The sequence below is a fragment of the Chitinophaga sp. W2I13 genome (genome assembly GCF_050434005.1).
In the GTDB taxonomy this organism is placed as follows: domain Bacteria; phylum Bacteroidota; class Bacteroidia; order Chitinophagales; family Chitinophagaceae; genus Chitinophaga.
The window spans coordinates 2,248,428-2,263,962 of record NZ_JBNPWD010000001.1; the positions used below are offsets into that span (position 1 = coordinate 2,248,428).

The window sequence follows — 15,535 nt, forward strand, 5'->3', positions numbered from 1 at the left end:
TTTTAGGCTAATTTTAAAACAGATCACAATATTATCAATACTTTCTGTATGAACAGATTTATTACCAGGTTATTATTCCACGGTACCCTATTACTTGGAACGATAGTATCCCAGGCCCAGACCAATACAGTAGAATTCGGACAAAATCGTGTGCAGTTCAAGAACTTCAAGTGGAGATACTATCAAAGCCGGCATTTCAACACCTATTTCGCCCAGAACGGGCTGGAACTTGGTAAGTATGCGGCCCAGGTAGCCGAAAAGGAATTACCCCAGCTGGAACAGTTCATGGAATCCAACCCCAGACAGCGTATTAATATTGTGGTTTACAACTCTTTCGGGGAAATGAAGCAGTCCAATATCGGTATTGGCGTGGATTGGCAGAATACAGGAGGAGTGACCAAACTGGTGGGTAACAAAATGATCGTCTATTTCGACGGTAACCATGAAAACCTCCGCCGCCAGATCCGGCAGGGGATTGCCCGCATCATGCTGGAAACGCTGCTGTTTGGGGAAGATATCGGCGAATTTGCCGGTAATGCTGCCCTGATCGACTTCCCGAAATGGTTCACTGATGGCTTTATTGGCTATGCCGCCGAAAACTGGACCGCCAAGCAGGATGAAGAACTGAAGCTCATCATCATGTCCGGCAAATACAGCAACTTCAATTCCCTCGCATATGACCACCCCCTTTTAGCCGGCCAGGCGTTCTGGTACTATGTGGAAAGCAAGTACGGCAAAGATGCCGTGCCTTACCTCATGTATATCACCCGCATTAACCGCGGATTGAAAAAAGGCTTTGAGCAGGTGCTTAACCAAACGCCGAAGAAAGCTACCAAAGACTTCTTTGTATTTTATCAGAAAAGATTCCAGGAAGATAACCGCAGAAGGAAAACTTCTGCCAAGGGCCGTACTATCGTAGCCCAGGAAATTACGCCGAAAGCCGACTACTACCGCTTTAACCCGAATCCTAAAAATAATTCCTACGCAGTAGTTGAGTTTAAAAAAGGAGTTTACCGCGTACAGATCCAACTTGGCTGGAATAAGCCAAAAGTATTGCTGCATAGCGGTGTAATGCAACTGGCCAACCAGGTAGATCCAAACTATCCGCAGATGGCCTGGAACACCAAAGGCAACCGCCTGGCCGTTGTGTACGAGCACGAAGGCAAAACCAAACTGATGATCTATGACCTGATCACCCGCACGACTATACGCCAGGAACTGAACCAGTTTGACCGGATCATCGACTTTAAATACATGCCGGTACAGGAAAATACCCTGTTACTGTCTGCCGTGAAAAACGGACACACCGACATCTTTACCTATAACATCAGCAACTCTAAAACAGACCAGATCACCAACGACGTGTACGATGACCTGGATCCATCTTTTGCCGCATTCCCCGGCAAAAGCGGTATTCTCTATTCTTCCAACAGGCCCGGCCCAAAAGGAAGGGGCAGCGATACTTCACTGCTGAACAATCCTTTCAACATCTTTATGGTGGATAACTGGAACAGGAGCTCTGAAAAGCAGATCACCCAGCTGACCGACCTGCAGTATGGCAATGCCAAACTGCCCATGCAGTATAACACCACCCACTTTACCTTTGTTTCTGATGCCAACGGTATCCGTAACCGTTATGCCGGCTTCTTCAAGTCGCAGGCAGATGGCGTGGATTCCCTCTTTTATGTAGGCTCTGAAATCCTCCATAACCCCGACCAGGAAGAACTGGATTCAGCGATGGCCGCCTATGGTTCTACCGCCCCGGATTCAGTAGAGGCAATCACTATCACCAAGGATTCTACCTATACTTTCCCTATTTCTAACTATCCTTACGGTATCCAGGAATCACGGATTACCGGTGAAAAGGGAGAAGTATCGGAAGTAGTGCAGTATGCGGATATCAAACGGCTGATGAAGCTGAAAGTAGATACCGTGGTGTTGAAAAAAAGGAATATAACGGCAAAAAGTACCAATTTCAGGAAAGCCCAGATGCATGCCGACAGTTTACGTTTAGGCCTGCCTACTTACCTGGCGCCGTCAAAAGATACTTCCACACATCCTAATTTCTTCCAGAACGAGTTCGGGAATGAGCCGGCCGATACCAGCAACAACGCTAATACGGCCAACGAACCGGCGCTGTTTGAAAAAAGGAAAGAAAATGAATCGATCCTTAAAAAATCGAAACTATTCCCATATAAATTCAAATTCGCTTCCGATTACCTGATCCTGCAACTGGATAACTCCATCCTGGTAAATAAATACCAGCCATTTACCGGTCCTCCCAGCGGTCCTATCCGCCTTACCGACCCGGTGAACGGGTTAATCCGCATTGGAGTAAGCGATTTGTTTGAAGATCTGAAATTCAACGGCGGCTTCCGTATTCCGTCTTCCCTGCAGGGATCGGAATACTTCTTTACGGCCAATTACCTGAAGAAACGCTTCGACTATAAATTCACTTACTACCGTAAAGTGGATAAGAGCAGTGGATTTGCCATCCGTGACCAATCTGGTAACGATTCCGCTTTTGTTCCTACCAAAATGATCACCAACATTTACCAGGGCGAAATGAGGTATCCTTTCGACCAGGTGAGGAGTATCCGTTTATCAGCAGGTATACGTACCGATAAACTGGTAGTCCAGTCAGAGAACAAAGAATCACTGATAGCGCCTGATTACAAGGAAACGTATGCTTTAATGCGCCTGGAATACGTATACGACAATACGATCAACCCGGCTATTAATATCTGGAATGGTACCCGTTATAAAATTTATGGAGAAACCAATGCACAGCTGACCAATGGCGGACTGAATGAGTTATTCAATCCGGGTCTTTCCGCCGGCGCCCAGGGCAGGTTTACCTATAACATGGGAGTAGATATCCGTCACTATACAAAGATTTACCGCAACTTTATCTGGGCAACACGTTTTGCAATGGATATGTCGTGGGGAACACGTAAACTGCTGTATTACCTGGGCGGTATCGACAACTGGCTGAACCCTCAGATCAACACCAGGACTCCGGTAAACCTTAGTGAAAACTATGCTTTCCAGACCCTTGCGGGTAACCTGCGCGGCTACAAACAGAATGCAAGGAATGGTAACAATGTGATGTTGCTGAACACAGAGCTCCGTTTACCGGTGTTTGCCACTTTCATCGACAAACCGATCAACTCTGCGTTCCTGCGCAATTTCCAGGTTACCTCTTTCATTGACATAGGTACCGCCTGGAATAAAAAGCTGAGCTTTAAAGACGCCAATTATACTACTTATGACGATGGTCAGGGTATAACCACCCGCATCAAAGAAGGCTTCCTCGGACCTTTCGTAGGTGGTTATGGTTTTGGTGCTCGCACCACCATTGCCGGCTACTTCCTCCGCACAGATGCAGGCTGGCCTGCTGTAGCGTTTTTCAGAGGCAGTCCGATCTGGTACTTCGGTATGGGCGTCGACTTTTAAACGGATCGCCTTCGGCGATGAAATTGTCTTGGAGCACTGATTACGCTGATTATACTGATTTTTTTGATTGATCAAGTATGATTTTTATAATGAAGAAGGGAGATATAAGCGACTTTGCTTGTATCTCCCTTCTTCATTTATAAAATCCTAAAAAACAAAAATCAAGCTAATCAGTATAATCAGCGTAATCAGTGCTCCAAGACAATTTCATCGCCGAAGGCGATCCTACGCGTGTTGCTTTTTCACCAGCGGGTACATTAAGCTCAGGAATATTCCCATACAGATGGTAAAAGCCCAGGCATGCCGGTTTTCCACCGGATGCAGGAAAATGTCCCTCATATCTCCCAGCAGCGTAAGCGGGTCTTTTACAATATCCCAGCTGTTATAGCGAAGATACCGGCCAATATATACGCCCATTCCGCATAGGAACATTACAGGGAAAGTAAATAACCATGCAGGCCAGCGGCTATGCCGGTTGCTCCATAATTTCTCCATGCTGCGGATAGACATATACCCGAACATCATGCCGTTCCAGGCGAAAGAGAAAATCACAAACAGATCAAACCACAATGGCACGCCGCCATCAAATAAATGGAACAGGTCCGTAAGGATGTAGGGGGCGTTGGGAATAAACAGCAGCCATACTATAAAGCAGCCGTACCAGTTATACCGGTTTTTGATTTGTTCCGGGTGCTTTTCCATCCAGCCGGTGATAGCGAAAGGAATGAAGGCCAGAAAAAGGTTCCAGATCAGTGATACCCGCAGATAGCTGCCGGTATGAACTACACGACAAAGAAGCAACGCCATACTGAACAGTACAGATGTATACAGGGTGTATTGGTGCCGCGACCGGCCTATACGGTGTTGTAATAAACGAATGGTTCTCATCAATTGCATATGGTTACTTTTAGTCAAATTAAAATATAGGGAATAAATACGACAGCCCCGATAATAACAGCTGCTACAGCCGCTATCAGTACAGCGCCGGCCGCTACATCCTTGATGAACTTCACTTTCGGATGCAGCTGTGGCGAAAGATGATCCATTATTTTTTCGATAACTGTATTAAGCATTTCTGTAATCCACACCAATGTAATGGCGAGGATGATCCAAATCCATTCCGGCGTTGCTATTTTATACCAGCAACCGGCTGCCACCACCACGATGGTAGCGAGGGCGTGAATACGCGCATGTGGCTCACTGCGCAGGAAAGCGGCAATACCACTGAATGCGTATCCGAAGCTGGCCAACCGTTTGCTGATATAAGAGTTTCCCATGTTTGTTTTTATTGCTGGATATTGGTGTTTTTCTGTCCTAATTTATCCCATTTGATGGTGGTGCTGAAATACATGATGAGGGCGAGGATGATAAAGAGTCCTAAGCTTCCCATCAGCAGTGCCTGATCTTCTGCACTGATAATCACGTAAATGAATCCGTAAAGGATGGCTAGCGTAGCCCCGATGCCGGCTGCAATGCGGCCGCTTTTAAAGGCAGCAGCCGTATATGCAATAATCAGACCTATTGTGAGCACACTGGCAATAAGATAAGCCATAGTAAAGTTAATTTGTTCTGAAATAGAGATGAGCAGGGTATAAAAAATACAGAGGGCTAACCCGATGAGGGCATATTGCAATGGATGAAGGGCGCGGCGTTGTGATAGCTCAATAAAATAAAAGACAAAAAAAGTTAACCCAATGATCATGACGGCATACTTTACCGCCCGCATAGACATCTGGTAGCTTTCGGCAGGCATGAATAACTTAATCCCGAAATCGGCGGAATGGATGTCAAATTTCTTGCCTTCCCAGCTTTGCGGATAGTTGCGGTTCAGGTGTTGTATCTGCCAGGTAGCGGCAAAGCCTTTATCGTCCACCCGGCGGGTTTTCGGCGGGAACGCTTCATCGAATGCGGGATCAGTCCAGCTGGAATTGATGCCTACCATGGTTGTTTTACCAATGGGAGAAAAACTGATCCGTCCGGAGCCCTTTATGCCCAGCTCCAGGGAGAAGCTACCGCCCAGGGCGCCGGCGTCGCCGGGGACAACCGATACCGGGGTTTGGATACCATTATCAAACAGGTCCTTGCTGACCAAACCGGGGTTAAATAAATAGGATTTACCATTCCACATCATCTGCACCTGGTTGCCAATGCCCCGCAAATCGCTGATGCCAATGAGTACTGACGCATGTTCCCAATCTAAGGCGGAAGGAGGGATATTAAGCGACAACAGTTCATTGCGGTTAAAAGTGCCGCTCAGCTGTAACCTGGCGTTGTACACGGCTACATTGAAAATACCGCGGTGCAGTTTCTCGGGCAATAACTCTCCGTTGATCCGTAAACTATCCGGCAGGAGGTACACATAGGTTGCTTCATCGGTTCCGGCTTTATACGGAATGGCCAGCACCGGTCCTGTAATATTTTGTTCGCCTCCCCAGCGGCTGCTGATTTCCTGGGTGGCTTCATTTTGCCGGTCGCGGCGTTCCCAGATAATGTTTTGAATCATCGCCGCTGGTACGAGCAGTACCAGCGTCAATACTGAGATGATGATCGCTTTAATAGCGTAGGCGTAGCGGTCGAAGAAAGAAGGAGATCCGTTTGTTGAAGGTTCCATATTTTTTATTTTTAAAAGTACTTTGTATTTCAAAGTAAAAAGATAAAAAAAATTTATTTAGTGAATTTGATCATATGCTCAAGCGCCGCGATATGGCCTTTGAAAGCTTTTTCGCCAGCCGCGGTAATGGCATAGGTAGTATTGGTTTTCCTGCCAATAAAGCCCTTATGCACTTTGAGATACCCGTTCTCTTCGAGTGTATTGAGATGCGATGCCAGGTTACCATCGGTTACTTCCAGCATCTGTTTGAGATCGTTGAAATTTACTTCCTCGTTCACCATCAATACACTCATAACGCCCAGGCGTATACGGCTCTCGAAAATCTTATTTAAGTTACCTATCGGGTTCATGCGATTGATTAAACTGTCCCTTTCCGTTCATATTTCCACCACATCAGCGCTCCATAAATGATGTGCAGTAAACCAAAACCTATAGCCCAAAAATAAAGACCATCGTTCAAATAGAAAAGATTAAGTATACCGAGAACAACTTCACAGATTCCCAGGTACCTCACATCGGGCAAAGTATATTTACTGGCATTGATGATAGCCAACCCATAAAATACCAGGCAGGTAGGGGCTATCAGTCCTTCCAGGTGGTTAAATAATAATCCGGCTATAAAAGCGCCGCCCGCCGCCAAAGGAATCGCTGTGTTGATCAGCACTTTCCGCGACGTTAAGTCCCAGATCGGTAAATTATTTTTCTTCGCCTTGCGCCAGGTAAAAAAAGTTCCGGCGATAAGCGCTGCCGCTAACACAGAAAATCCCAAAACAATTAACCGGTACTTCAGCACTATGAAATCTGAATGACTATGTACACCGGTAGTGTTCCACCTGAAATAATATTCATTCAGCCACATATTGGCAATAAATGCGCCGATCAGGCCACAGATACCGGCGGAGATACCGCTTAATCCACTCAGCGAAATGAAACGGCTGCTGCGTTCCATCATTCGCTTAATGTCTGTTAATGCCTGCAGATGTTGTTGGTCTGTCATACAAAAAAGTACTTTGCAATACAAAGCTAATAGAAAAATCCGAATCACAAAATATAATTTTTTGTTATAACTGCGTTACCTATAGGATACTGACTGTCCAGAATCGCAATAAATGATATAATATTGTTGTCAGATATGGTTGGCTGGAAAAGAATATTAGCAATAATCATCGGCGTAAGCGGCTGGGGTTCGGGTTTGATGGCGCAGCAGTACAAGGTTAGTGGAGTGGTTAGAGACGCGCACTCACAGGAAATCATTCCGTTCGCCACTCTTCAGTTTGTGCGTACCCAAACAGGTATGGTTAGCAACGCGGAAGGGAAATACCTCTTCGAACTAAATGTTATCCCATCAGATTCATTGCTGGTCAGGGTAATGGGATATAACATCCTTAAATTGCCGGTTAACAAAGATCAGAAAGAACAGGTCATCAACTTTGAGGTAACCCGCTCAGATGTTTCCCTGAAAACATACGAGGTGAAAGCCAACGTCAACTGGGCACTCATTCTCCTGAAACAAATCGTTAAACATAAACCGGAGAATAATTATAATCGCCTCGATAACTACAAATACGAGGTATATAATAAGCTGGAGCTGGACATGAAGAATCTCAACAAAGAGAAACTCGGGAAAAACCGCTTCACCAAACCGTTTGCGTTTATTCTTGATAACATAGACAGTACTTCGGAAGACAAACCTTTCCTACCCATTTTCCTCACGGAAACATTATCGGATTATTATTTCCAGTCGAGCCCCCGCAAAACAAAAGAAATCATCAAGGCCGCCCGAACGTCGGGAATAGATAATGAAAGCGTGACCAAATTCCTGGGAGGGATGTACCAGAATGTAAATGTATACGATAACTTCATCCCGGTATTCGATAAACTGTTTGTAAGTCCCATTCACCACAACGGCGCCTTCTACTACGATTACTCCATTGCAGATACACAATACGTCAACAGCCAGCGGTTTATTAAACTAAACTTCACGCCTAAACGCAAAGGAGAAAATACTTTTATTGGTGATATCTGGGTACATGATACCACTTACGCCGTACAAAAAACTACGCTGTCGGTACCCCGGGACGCCAACATCAATTTCGTCCGCAAAATCAGTATGGTACAGGAATTCCGGCAATTACCCGATAGCTCCTGGTTCCTGTATAAAGATAAATTTATTGCCGACTTCTGGGCGCCAAGCCCTAAGCCGGGGAAAACGTTTGACTTCATAGGCCGTAAAACCACGACTTATGATGACGTAATTACGAATGATACCGCTGCTACCAACATCTTCAGTGATAAAAAATATCCGGAAAATGTAATGGTGCTGGATAGCGCAAGAGCGCGGAAGGATTCCTTCTGGATGGATAACCGCCCGGAAAATCTCAGCAAAAATGAAGAAGGCATCTACAAAATGGTGGATACCCTTCAGAAAATGCCGCTTTTCCGGAGCTATTCAAATACAATCCGGTTCCTCGCTACCGGCTATAAACCCTTTGGCCCTATTGAATGGGGACCTTACTATTACCTGTTTTCCCAAAACAGGCTGGAAGGTTTCCGTTTACGACTGGACCTCGGTACTACCCCGCAGTTCAATAAAGATCTGTACCTGTATGGCTACCTGGCCTATGGCTTCACGGATCATGTATACAAGGGGAAAATGTCGGCGCTATGGCTGCTGAAAAGACATCCGCGTACCTATCTGTATGCATCTTTCACAAAAGATCTGGACAATGGCACCCACTACTATGATGAAGTAGGTACGGATAACATCTTTACTCTTGCCATCCGGAAAAATGGCGTACCGCAGAAATTCTTAATGGTGAATGAAAAACGGTTTGAATTCTTCAAAGAATACTACAGCGGTTTTTCCCACCAGATATCGCTCACACACAAACAGGTAAGACCATTCGAACCGCTTCCAACCGCTGCTTTTTATCCGAAAGCGCCCGATGGCCGCGATCCGCTGACCAGCATGGAAGTAGAACTGAAATTCCGATATGCCTTCCATGAACAATTCCTGGAAGGGAATTATTACCGGATCAGCCTGGGTAGCAAATATCCGATTGCAGAACTGAAATTTGCTGCCGGTATACCAGGTGTAGCCAACAGCGGACAAAAATATCAACGCCTTTCACTCAGCGTATCAGATTATGTAAAACTGCCACCTTTCGGCTCTTTTTACTATAATGTTTTTGGCGGTAAAATTTTTGGTACAGTACCTTATACTTCGCTTGAAGTGCATCCCGGTAACGAAATTTACTACTATAATAAGTATGCTTTCAACATGATGAACCGCTTTGAATTCATCAGTGATCAATATGCAGGCTTTAACGTGGAGCATACCATTGGTAACGGTATCTTCGGTTATATCCCACTGATTAAGAAACTGAAATGGCGCCAGTTCTGGACCGCCAAAGGCGTAATAGGTTCCTTATCGGAATCCAACAAACAACTGAATCTCAACAACGGCTTTGCATTCAAAACATTACAAGGTAATCCTTACCTCGAACTGGGTACGGGCATAGAAAATATTTTTAAATTCCTGCGGGTAGATTTTATATGGAGAGTAACACCGGATGTGACACCGGGAGAACCTGCCAACAAGCGTTTTGGCGTATTCGGTAGCTTCAAATTACAGTTTTAACCTGCTGCTCATGAAAGATGTAACACATACCCCGCTGTTTGAATGCATCCTGCGGGGAGAAATAGACGGCAGCTCGTACGACCTGGAAAATGACTATCAATGTATCAAAATGCAATTGGATGGAGCAGAGAAAAAATTGCAGCTGAGGTTTATTAATGATGATTATAAAATCATTCTTGAGTTTCATCAAACTACGATAACGTGCTTCACCATCCTGCCTGAAAAAAGCAGCGGCAGTACCTCGCTGACAAGCTTCTACCGGGGACAATTCAAGTTCAATAACAACCTTCACGAAATAACGGCACAAGGCAAATACTATTACTATCTATCTTTCCTCGGCAACGATGCGATAGAGCTGTTTGCCAAACGCGTTACCCTATCTTTAAGCCGGTTGAATTCCTGAATTAAACTGTCATTAAACATGATCGGCTGCTTCGCAGATAATGCTGCAGGCCCATTTTATTTCTTCGGGCGTAATGATCAGGGGAGGCACGATGCGCAAACATTCTGCGGCAAAGAGGAACCAGTCGGTGAGCACACCTTTATCAATGCAATAATCAATTACCTTTTTATTTACCGGGAAATTTTCAAATTCTACTGCGATCATCAATCCTAATGAGCGTACCGATTTAATAGCCGGATGTTTCAGTTGTTCCAGGAACAACTGACCTTTTGCATTCACTTCTTTCAACAGATCCTGGTCCAGCAATGCCTGGAAGCCTGCACGGCCTGCGGCGCAATTTACAGGGTGGCCTCCAAACGTAGTGATATGGCCTAATACAGGGCTGTTGGTCAATGTCCACATGATGTCGCGGGAGGCGATGAAAGCGCCTAATGGCATGCCCCCGCCGAGAGCTTTACCAAGCAGTAATACATCGGGTACAATACCAAATTGTTCGAAAGCCCACAGCGTACCGTTTCTCCCAAAACCACACTGAATTTCGTCCAGTATAAGCAAGGCGCCGGTAGCCGAACATTTTTCGCGCAGCGCGTGTAGCCATTCCCGTTGTGGCACTATTACGCCGCCTTCCGCCTGCACACTTTCTGCGATCACGGCGGCGGTGTTTCCGGTGATCAGCTCCAGCGATGCAAAGTTATTATACTCCAGGTGTTGTATACCCGGCAACAAAGGCCGGTAAGCGTTGCGCCAGTATTCATCGCCAAGGATGCTCAGCGCTCCTTGTGTAGATCCATGATAACTACGGTTAAAAGCAGCAATTTCCGTCCGGCCGGTATACCGTTTGGCCAGTTTCATGGCGCCTTCCACGGCTTCGGCTCCTGAATTGGTAAAATATACACAGTTTAACTGTTCCGGAAGATGCTGGGTGAGCAGGCTGGCAAAGGCCACCTGCGGCGATTGTACAAACTCACCATACACCAGCAGGTGCATATATTGCTGCGCCTGTTCCTGTATGGCCTTTACTACAGCAGGATGGCAATGTCCTACGTTACATACACTGATACCGGCAATCAGGTCGAGATACCTTTTCCCGTTTACATCCCACATATACATGCCTTCCGCTTTCACGATCTCCAATGCCAGAGGAGCATCGGAGGTTTGCGCTACGTGCTGCAAAAAAAGTTGCCTGTTATTCATATCACTAACTGCTCTGTTCTTTGCGAAGTTAGAAAACAACTGCTAATTAGTAATTGTTATATTTGTAACATAAGCACTAAAACATTTAATTATGGCGCACATTATTCCACTGAACGGAGTTACTCCTCAAATTCCTGAAGACTGTTACATTGCCCCCAATGCTACCATAGTAGGGGATGTAGTAATGGGTAAAGGTTGCACGATATGGTTCAACGCTGTTGTTCGCGGCGATGTAAACAGCATCCGCCTCGGCGAAAATGTGAACGTACAGGATGGTGCAGTGATTCATTGTACTTATCAGAAAACCAAAACGATTGTAGGCAATAATGTGTCTATAGGCCATAATGCCATTCTGCATGGCTGTACCATTGAGGATAATGTGCTGGTTGGCATGGGCGCCATTGTTATGGACAATGCCCGTGTAAGCAGCAACAGCATCATTGCTGCCGGCGCCGTTGTACTGAGCGACACGCATGTGGAACCAGGTACCATTTATGCCGGTGTACCCGCCCGCAAAGTAAAAGATATTGATATGGCCCTCATCAGCGGGGAAATCAACCGTATTTCAAAAAACTACAGCATGTACGCTTCCTGGTACCAGAACGCAGAGGAAGTAAAAGTGCCTTAGTAATCATCTTACAAAAAAATGTTATATTGCAGGCAAATACCCTCCTATGAAAATACTCATATGCCTGCTGACATTGGGAAGCATCCTGTTTGCCAGCTGTTCATCGCAGAAAACAGGATGCCCTGCTTCCAACTACTACACCAAAGATATAAAGCAACAAAACCGTAAGGCTGGCAAACAAATGCGGCTGTTTTAAACCTATCCTATGCGCAAAGTCATCCCACTGGCCCTGGTGGCCATTATCATGTGCTTTACTGCCTGCAGAACACAAAAAAAAGGCTGCCCGCAACCCAAACGGAACTGGGGGGCAGAAAAAGTGCTGGACGAATTAGGCAAACCCAGAAAAGGCTGATCAGTATTGTTCTTCCTCAATGGTTTCCAGGATGGTAGCATAGCTCACATACCTGTCTACATCAATATGCCCTTCCTCTACGGCTACTTTCACCGCACAACCGGGCTCATTGATATGCAAACAGTTATTAAACTGGCATTGGGCAATATAAGGTTGCATTTCAAGGAAATAGTGGGAGAGTTCCGGCTTTGGAATATCCACGATCCCAAATTCCCTGACGCCGGGGGTATCTATCAAACAACCGCCAAAAGGCAGGTCGTACATTTCAGCAGAAGTAGTAGTGTGCAATCCCTTGCCACTCCAGCCGCTCACTGCTTTGGTCCGCAGATCGAGACCGGGCATCAGTACATTGATCAGGGAAGATTTACCCACCCCGGAATGCCCCGCCATTAAGGTGGTTTTGTCTTTCAACTGCGCCCTTACCGTATCTACCCCGTTGCCGTTCGCTGCAGAGATCAGTAATACCTGGTAGCCGATACTGCTGTACAGCTCTTCCAGTTCCTCAAATTTTTCGTTTTCCTTCTCTTTATAAATATCCTGCTTGTTGAAAACAAGTATCACCGGGATATGATAAGCTGCTGCCGTAACCAGGAAACGATCAATAAAGCCCTGCGAAGTGCGTGGTTCCTTTACGGTACACACCAGCATCGCCTGATCCATATTAGCCGCTACAATATGTTTTTTATTTTTACCATGAGGGGAACTGCGCACTATATAATTCTTCCGGGGGCCTATTTCCGTTATCATGGCATTTTTGGCGTTGGCATCACTGTCATCTTCCACAATTTCCACTACGTCGCCCACAGCGATAGGATTAGTAGAAGTAATATCTTCATTCTTTTTGAAGATACCTTTCATCCTCGCCTGGAATGTTTCACCAGTGGCCGTTTTAACCACATACCAGCTTCCCGTTGATTTATATACTGTTGCTTGCATAAGATCCTCAAAGGTAAGCGAATTTTGTTTTATGGGGGAGCGCCTTCGGCGCTGTAAATTGTCTTGGAGCGCTGATTACGCTGATTTTACTGATTAGCTTGATTTTTACTTTTTTGATTTTATAAAGATTTAAGGGAGATAGAAGCGGGTATATTCGCTCTTATCTCCCTTAAATCTTTATAAAATCAAAAAAATAAAATCAAAACATAATCGAATCAGTGTAATCATGGTTAATCAGCGTAATCAGCGCTCCAAGACAATTTACAGCGCCGAAGGCGCTCTACGGCAGGCTCTTGAAAAGCGTATACCGCAACACGGTTTCCAGCAGGATGCAGCCTAAGGCGATCATCGCCAGCAGGAAGAAGTGTTCTGCAAAACGTTTATAGGAAGTGATTTCCACCTTTGTTTTTTCCAGCTGGTCAATTTCACTGTAGATGCTCTTCAGATCGTTTGTATTGGTGGCCCGGAAGTATTTACCACCGGTCTCTTTTGAAATCTTTTTCATCAGTGGTTCGTCGATCTGCACATCCTGCATCACCATTTGCACGCTGCCATCAGACATGGGCATGGGAAACGGCGCTTTACCAATAGTACCCACACCAATGGTGTACACACGGATCTTAAATGCCTTGGCAATTTCCAGTGCGGTGAGCGGATCTACGAGACCGGTATTATTCACCCCATCTGTGAGGAGGATGATCACTTTACTTTTAGCATGACTGTTACGCAAGCGGTCTACTGAAGTAGCGAGTCCCATACCGATGGCGGTACCATCCTGCAACATGCCGCTTTTCACCTGCATGATCTGGTTTTTCAGCACTGCATGATCTGTAGTGATAGGACATTGTGTAAAACTTTCCCCGGAAAACACCACCAGTCCTATACGATCGCTGATGCGTTTATCCACGAAATCGGAGGCCACTTTTTTCGCTGCCTCCATACGGTTGGGCTGCAGATCTTCCGCCAGCATACTGCCGGAGATATCGATAGCCATTACAATGTCGATGCCTTCACTGTCGATACTTTCAGAAGTGTTGGAAGTTTGTGGTCTTGCCAGCGCTACAATGAGTGCAATTACCGCCAGGATACGCAACACCAGTAACAGGGGTCTGAAACGCACTTTCCAGGATACCGGCAGTCCTTTCAAACCTTCAATGGAAGATACCATCATTACACTTTGCCTGCCTCTGCGCCGCGCAAAGTACCAGTATATCAACACCGGTACCAGCAGCAGAAGCCACAGGAAAACCGGGTAGGCAAATTCAATATTTTTCCAGGTTGAAAAATCCATCAATTTTTAATTAAGATCCATGCTGACTTTATGCTTTTTCCAGGGTAGCATCGGTACCGGTTTCCTCAGCCGGACCCGCTTTTGGTTTGGTCCACTCCAGGATTTCTTCGGCCTTCCGCATACATTCTTCATGTTCATCTGCTGTTGGTTGCAATTTGGCAAACTTTGCCAGATCCGCAATCGCCAACAGCGAACGCAGTTTGTCCCTTTGCTGGTTCAGCTTAGTCACCGGCTTGATATTCTGCAGTAATTCCTCACTGGTTTGCTCCAGCGCAGCAATGCTGAACTGATGCTCAAAGTAGGTACGCAGGATATCCGTTAACCGGGTATAGTATTGTTTAATATCGCCCTGTTGCCATACCTTTTCTTCCTTCAGCGCTTTCAGCTCCTGTACTGCAATTTCGTATGGGGAAACGGTAGGCGTTTGTATAACCGGCGGCGTTTTTTTACGGGTACGGAGATACCATATGAGTCCGCCGATGATGAGCACAGCTGCGGCGCCTATAACGATATACAGCCAGTAGTCCCAGATGCTCCAGGCTACGCCTTTTATTTCTTTAATTGGTTTGAATGCTTTAGTGGTATCTACTGCTACGGTGTTTACATCAATACCGATAGGCAATGTAACGGCAGAATCGGGGGCAGCATTGGCGCCGCTGAAAACTTCAAAACGCATGGGAGGAATTTCCCAATGGCCGGAGTCGAAACTGGTAAGGGTAAACGTCTGATGAAGGATGCGCTGATCCTGGTTTACCACGGTATCAAGACTAGAGCGGGTTACCACCTCAAAATGATCCAGTGAATCGGGTAATACCGGGAAGAGCACTTTAAAGTTAGCGTCCTTAAACTGTTGCGCTGTCAGCGTAGCGGTAAGCTGCAGTTTTATCTGCTCACCGATCCTGATACTATTGGTATCTGCTTTGGCGGTTACATCCACGGCCTGCTGTGCCAGCAGGGAGAAAGGAAATAACAACCCCAGTATGCAACATAAAAACAGACGCCTTATCACTTGTTGTTTATACAT

Annotated in this window: 15 protein-coding genes; 6 read left to right on the forward strand and 9 right to left on the reverse strand. The window is 45.8% G+C overall.

Annotated elements, in window-relative coordinates:
* Nucleotides 1–48 precede the first annotated feature (48 nt).
* Nucleotides 49–3,456 (forward strand): hypothetical protein, encoded by a 3,408-nt coding sequence (locus QFZ48_RS09090; RefSeq protein WP_429062031.1) that lies wholly within the window; start codon nucleotides 49–51, stop codon nucleotides 3,454–3,456.
* 225 nt (nucleotides 3,457–3,681) lie between these two features.
* On the opposite strand, the gene QFZ48_RS09095 is transcribed toward QFZ48_RS09090, so the two are convergent.
* Genes QFZ48_RS09095 through QFZ48_RS09115 form a run of 5 tightly spaced genes read right to left on the reverse strand, consistent with a single transcriptional unit; the run spans nucleotide 3,682 to nucleotide 7,064 of the window.
* Complete coding sequence (locus QFZ48_RS09095) at nucleotides 3,682–4,353, reverse strand: DUF1361 domain-containing protein (RefSeq protein WP_429043836.1); 672 nt, start codon at nucleotides 4,351–4,353, stop codon at nucleotides 3,682–3,684.
* A gap of 14 nt (nucleotides 4,354–4,367) precedes the next feature.
* The gene (locus QFZ48_RS09100) at nucleotides 4,368–4,733 is read right to left on the reverse strand and encodes a diacylglycerol kinase family protein (RefSeq protein WP_429043833.1); all 366 of its coding nucleotides are present in this window, start codon (nucleotides 4,731–4,733) and stop codon (nucleotides 4,368–4,370) included.
* An 8-nt stretch (nucleotides 4,734–4,741) separates the two neighbouring features.
* Nucleotides 4,742–6,067 carry a cell envelope integrity protein CreD gene (gene creD / locus QFZ48_RS09105; protein WP_429043831.1) on the reverse strand — a complete coding sequence of 442 codons (1,326 nt, stop codon included), beginning with the start codon at nucleotides 6,065–6,067 and terminating at the stop codon, nucleotides 4,742–4,744.
* 53 nt (nucleotides 6,068–6,120) lie between these two features.
* A complete protein-coding gene (locus QFZ48_RS09110; RefSeq protein ID WP_079469850.1) occupies nucleotides 6,121–6,417 on the reverse strand; it encodes a winged helix-turn-helix domain-containing protein in 297 nt (98 codons plus the stop codon).
* Nucleotides 6,418–6,425: 8 nt separating this feature from the next.
* Complete coding sequence (locus QFZ48_RS09115; protein WP_370909213.1) at nucleotides 6,426–7,064, reverse strand: hypothetical protein; 639 nt, start codon at nucleotides 7,062–7,064, stop codon at nucleotides 6,426–6,428.
* Between the two features lie 123 nt (nucleotides 7,065–7,187).
* Here QFZ48_RS09115 and QFZ48_RS09120 point away from each other — a divergent pair, with 123 nt between their 5' ends.
* Together QFZ48_RS09120 and QFZ48_RS09125 are read left to right on the forward strand one after the other, a co-directional pair.
* Nucleotides 7,188–9,707 (forward strand): DUF5686 family protein, encoded by a 2,520-nt coding sequence (locus QFZ48_RS09120; protein WP_429062032.1) that lies wholly within the window; start codon nucleotides 7,188–7,190, stop codon nucleotides 9,705–9,707.
* A gap of 10 nt (nucleotides 9,708–9,717) precedes the next feature.
* Complete coding sequence (locus tag QFZ48_RS09125) at nucleotides 9,718–10,110, forward strand: hypothetical protein (RefSeq protein ID WP_429043825.1); 393 nt, start codon at nucleotides 9,718–9,720, stop codon at nucleotides 10,108–10,110.
* 12 nt (nucleotides 10,111–10,122) lie between these two features.
* Here QFZ48_RS09125 and QFZ48_RS09130 read toward each other — a convergent pair whose 3' ends face one another.
* Complete coding sequence (locus QFZ48_RS09130) at nucleotides 10,123–11,304, reverse strand: aspartate aminotransferase family protein (RefSeq protein ID WP_429062034.1); 1,182 nt, start codon at nucleotides 11,302–11,304, stop codon at nucleotides 10,123–10,125.
* A gap of 91 nt (nucleotides 11,305–11,395) precedes the next feature.
* Between QFZ48_RS09130 and QFZ48_RS09135 the strand changes: the two genes are divergently transcribed.
* Genes QFZ48_RS09135 through QFZ48_RS09145 form a run of 3 tightly spaced genes read left to right on the forward strand, consistent with a single transcriptional unit; the run spans nucleotide 11,396 to nucleotide 12,284 of the window.
* Nucleotides 11,396–11,932, forward strand: a complete 537-nt coding sequence (locus QFZ48_RS09135) for a gamma carbonic anhydrase family protein (RefSeq protein ID WP_370909209.1) — start codon at nucleotides 11,396–11,398, stop codon at nucleotides 11,930–11,932.
* Between the two features lie 46 nt (nucleotides 11,933–11,978).
* On the forward strand, nucleotides 11,979–12,128 hold the full coding sequence (locus tag QFZ48_RS09140; RefSeq protein WP_370909208.1) for a hypothetical protein: 150 nt from the start codon (nucleotides 11,979–11,981) through the stop codon (nucleotides 12,126–12,128).
* 9 nt (nucleotides 12,129–12,137) lie between these two features.
* Entirely contained in the window at nucleotides 12,138–12,284 is a 147-nt protein-coding gene (locus QFZ48_RS09145; RefSeq protein ID WP_370909207.1) for a hypothetical protein, read from the forward strand.
* On the opposite strand, the gene rsgA is transcribed toward QFZ48_RS09145, so the two are convergent.
* The 3 genes from rsgA to QFZ48_RS09160 all read right to left on the reverse strand — a co-directional run bounded on the left by rsgA (nucleotide 12,285) and on the right by QFZ48_RS09160 (nucleotide 15,535).
* Nucleotides 12,285–13,220, reverse strand: a complete 936-nt coding sequence (gene rsgA, locus QFZ48_RS09150) for a ribosome small subunit-dependent GTPase A (RefSeq protein ID WP_429062036.1) — start codon at nucleotides 13,218–13,220, stop codon at nucleotides 12,285–12,287. It lies immediately after the preceding gene.
* Nucleotides 13,221–13,500: 280 nt separating this feature from the next.
* Complete coding sequence (locus QFZ48_RS09155; RefSeq protein WP_429062038.1) at nucleotides 13,501–14,511, reverse strand: vWA domain-containing protein; 1,011 nt, start codon at nucleotides 14,509–14,511, stop codon at nucleotides 13,501–13,503.
* 28 nt (nucleotides 14,512–14,539) lie between these two features.
* Complete coding sequence (locus QFZ48_RS09160; protein ID WP_429062040.1) at nucleotides 14,540–15,535, reverse strand: hypothetical protein; 996 nt, start codon at nucleotides 15,533–15,535, stop codon at nucleotides 14,540–14,542.

Coding starts and splice junctions, on each gene's coding strand:
- creD (WP_429043831.1), bottom strand. CDS start 6,067: ATGGAACCTTCAACAAACGGATCTCCTTCTTTCTTCGACCGCTACGCC.
- QFZ48_RS09095 (WP_429043836.1), bottom strand. CDS start 4,353: ATGCAATTGATGAGAACCATTCGTTTATTACAACACCGTATAGGCCGG.
- QFZ48_RS09110 (WP_079469850.1), bottom strand. CDS start 6,417: ATGAACCCGATAGGTAACTTAAATAAGATTTTCGAGAGCCGTATACGC.
- QFZ48_RS09115 (WP_370909213.1), bottom strand. CDS start 7,064: ATGACAGACCAACAACATCTGCAGGCATTAACAGACATTAAGCGAATG.
- rsgA (WP_429062036.1), bottom strand. CDS start 13,220: ATGCAAGCAACAGTATATAAATCAACGGGAAGCTGGTATGTGGTTAAA.
- QFZ48_RS09100 (WP_429043833.1), bottom strand. CDS start 4,733: ATGGGAAACTCTTATATCAGCAAACGGTTGGCCAGCTTCGGATACGCA.
- QFZ48_RS09145 (WP_370909207.1), top strand. CDS start 12,138: ATGCGCAAAGTCATCCCACTGGCCCTGGTGGCCATTATCATGTGCTTT.
- QFZ48_RS09155 (WP_429062038.1), bottom strand. CDS start 14,511: ATGGATTTTTCAACCTGGAAAAATATTGAATTTGCCTACCCGGTTTTC.
- QFZ48_RS09140 (WP_370909208.1), top strand. CDS start 11,979: ATGAAAATACTCATATGCCTGCTGACATTGGGAAGCATCCTGTTTGCC.
- QFZ48_RS09130 (WP_429062034.1), bottom strand. CDS start 11,304: ATGAATAACAGGCAACTTTTTTTGCAGCACGTAGCGCAAACCTCCGAT.
- QFZ48_RS09135 (WP_370909209.1), top strand. CDS start 11,396: ATGGCGCACATTATTCCACTGAACGGAGTTACTCCTCAAATTCCTGAA.
- QFZ48_RS09090 (WP_429062031.1), top strand. CDS start 49: ATGAACAGATTTATTACCAGGTTATTATTCCACGGTACCCTATTACTT.
- QFZ48_RS09160 (WP_429062040.1), bottom strand. CDS start 15,535: ATGTATAAACAACAAGTGATAAGGCGTCTGTTTTTATGTTGCATACTG.
- QFZ48_RS09125 (WP_429043825.1), top strand. CDS start 9,718: ATGAAAGATGTAACACATACCCCGCTGTTTGAATGCATCCTGCGGGGA.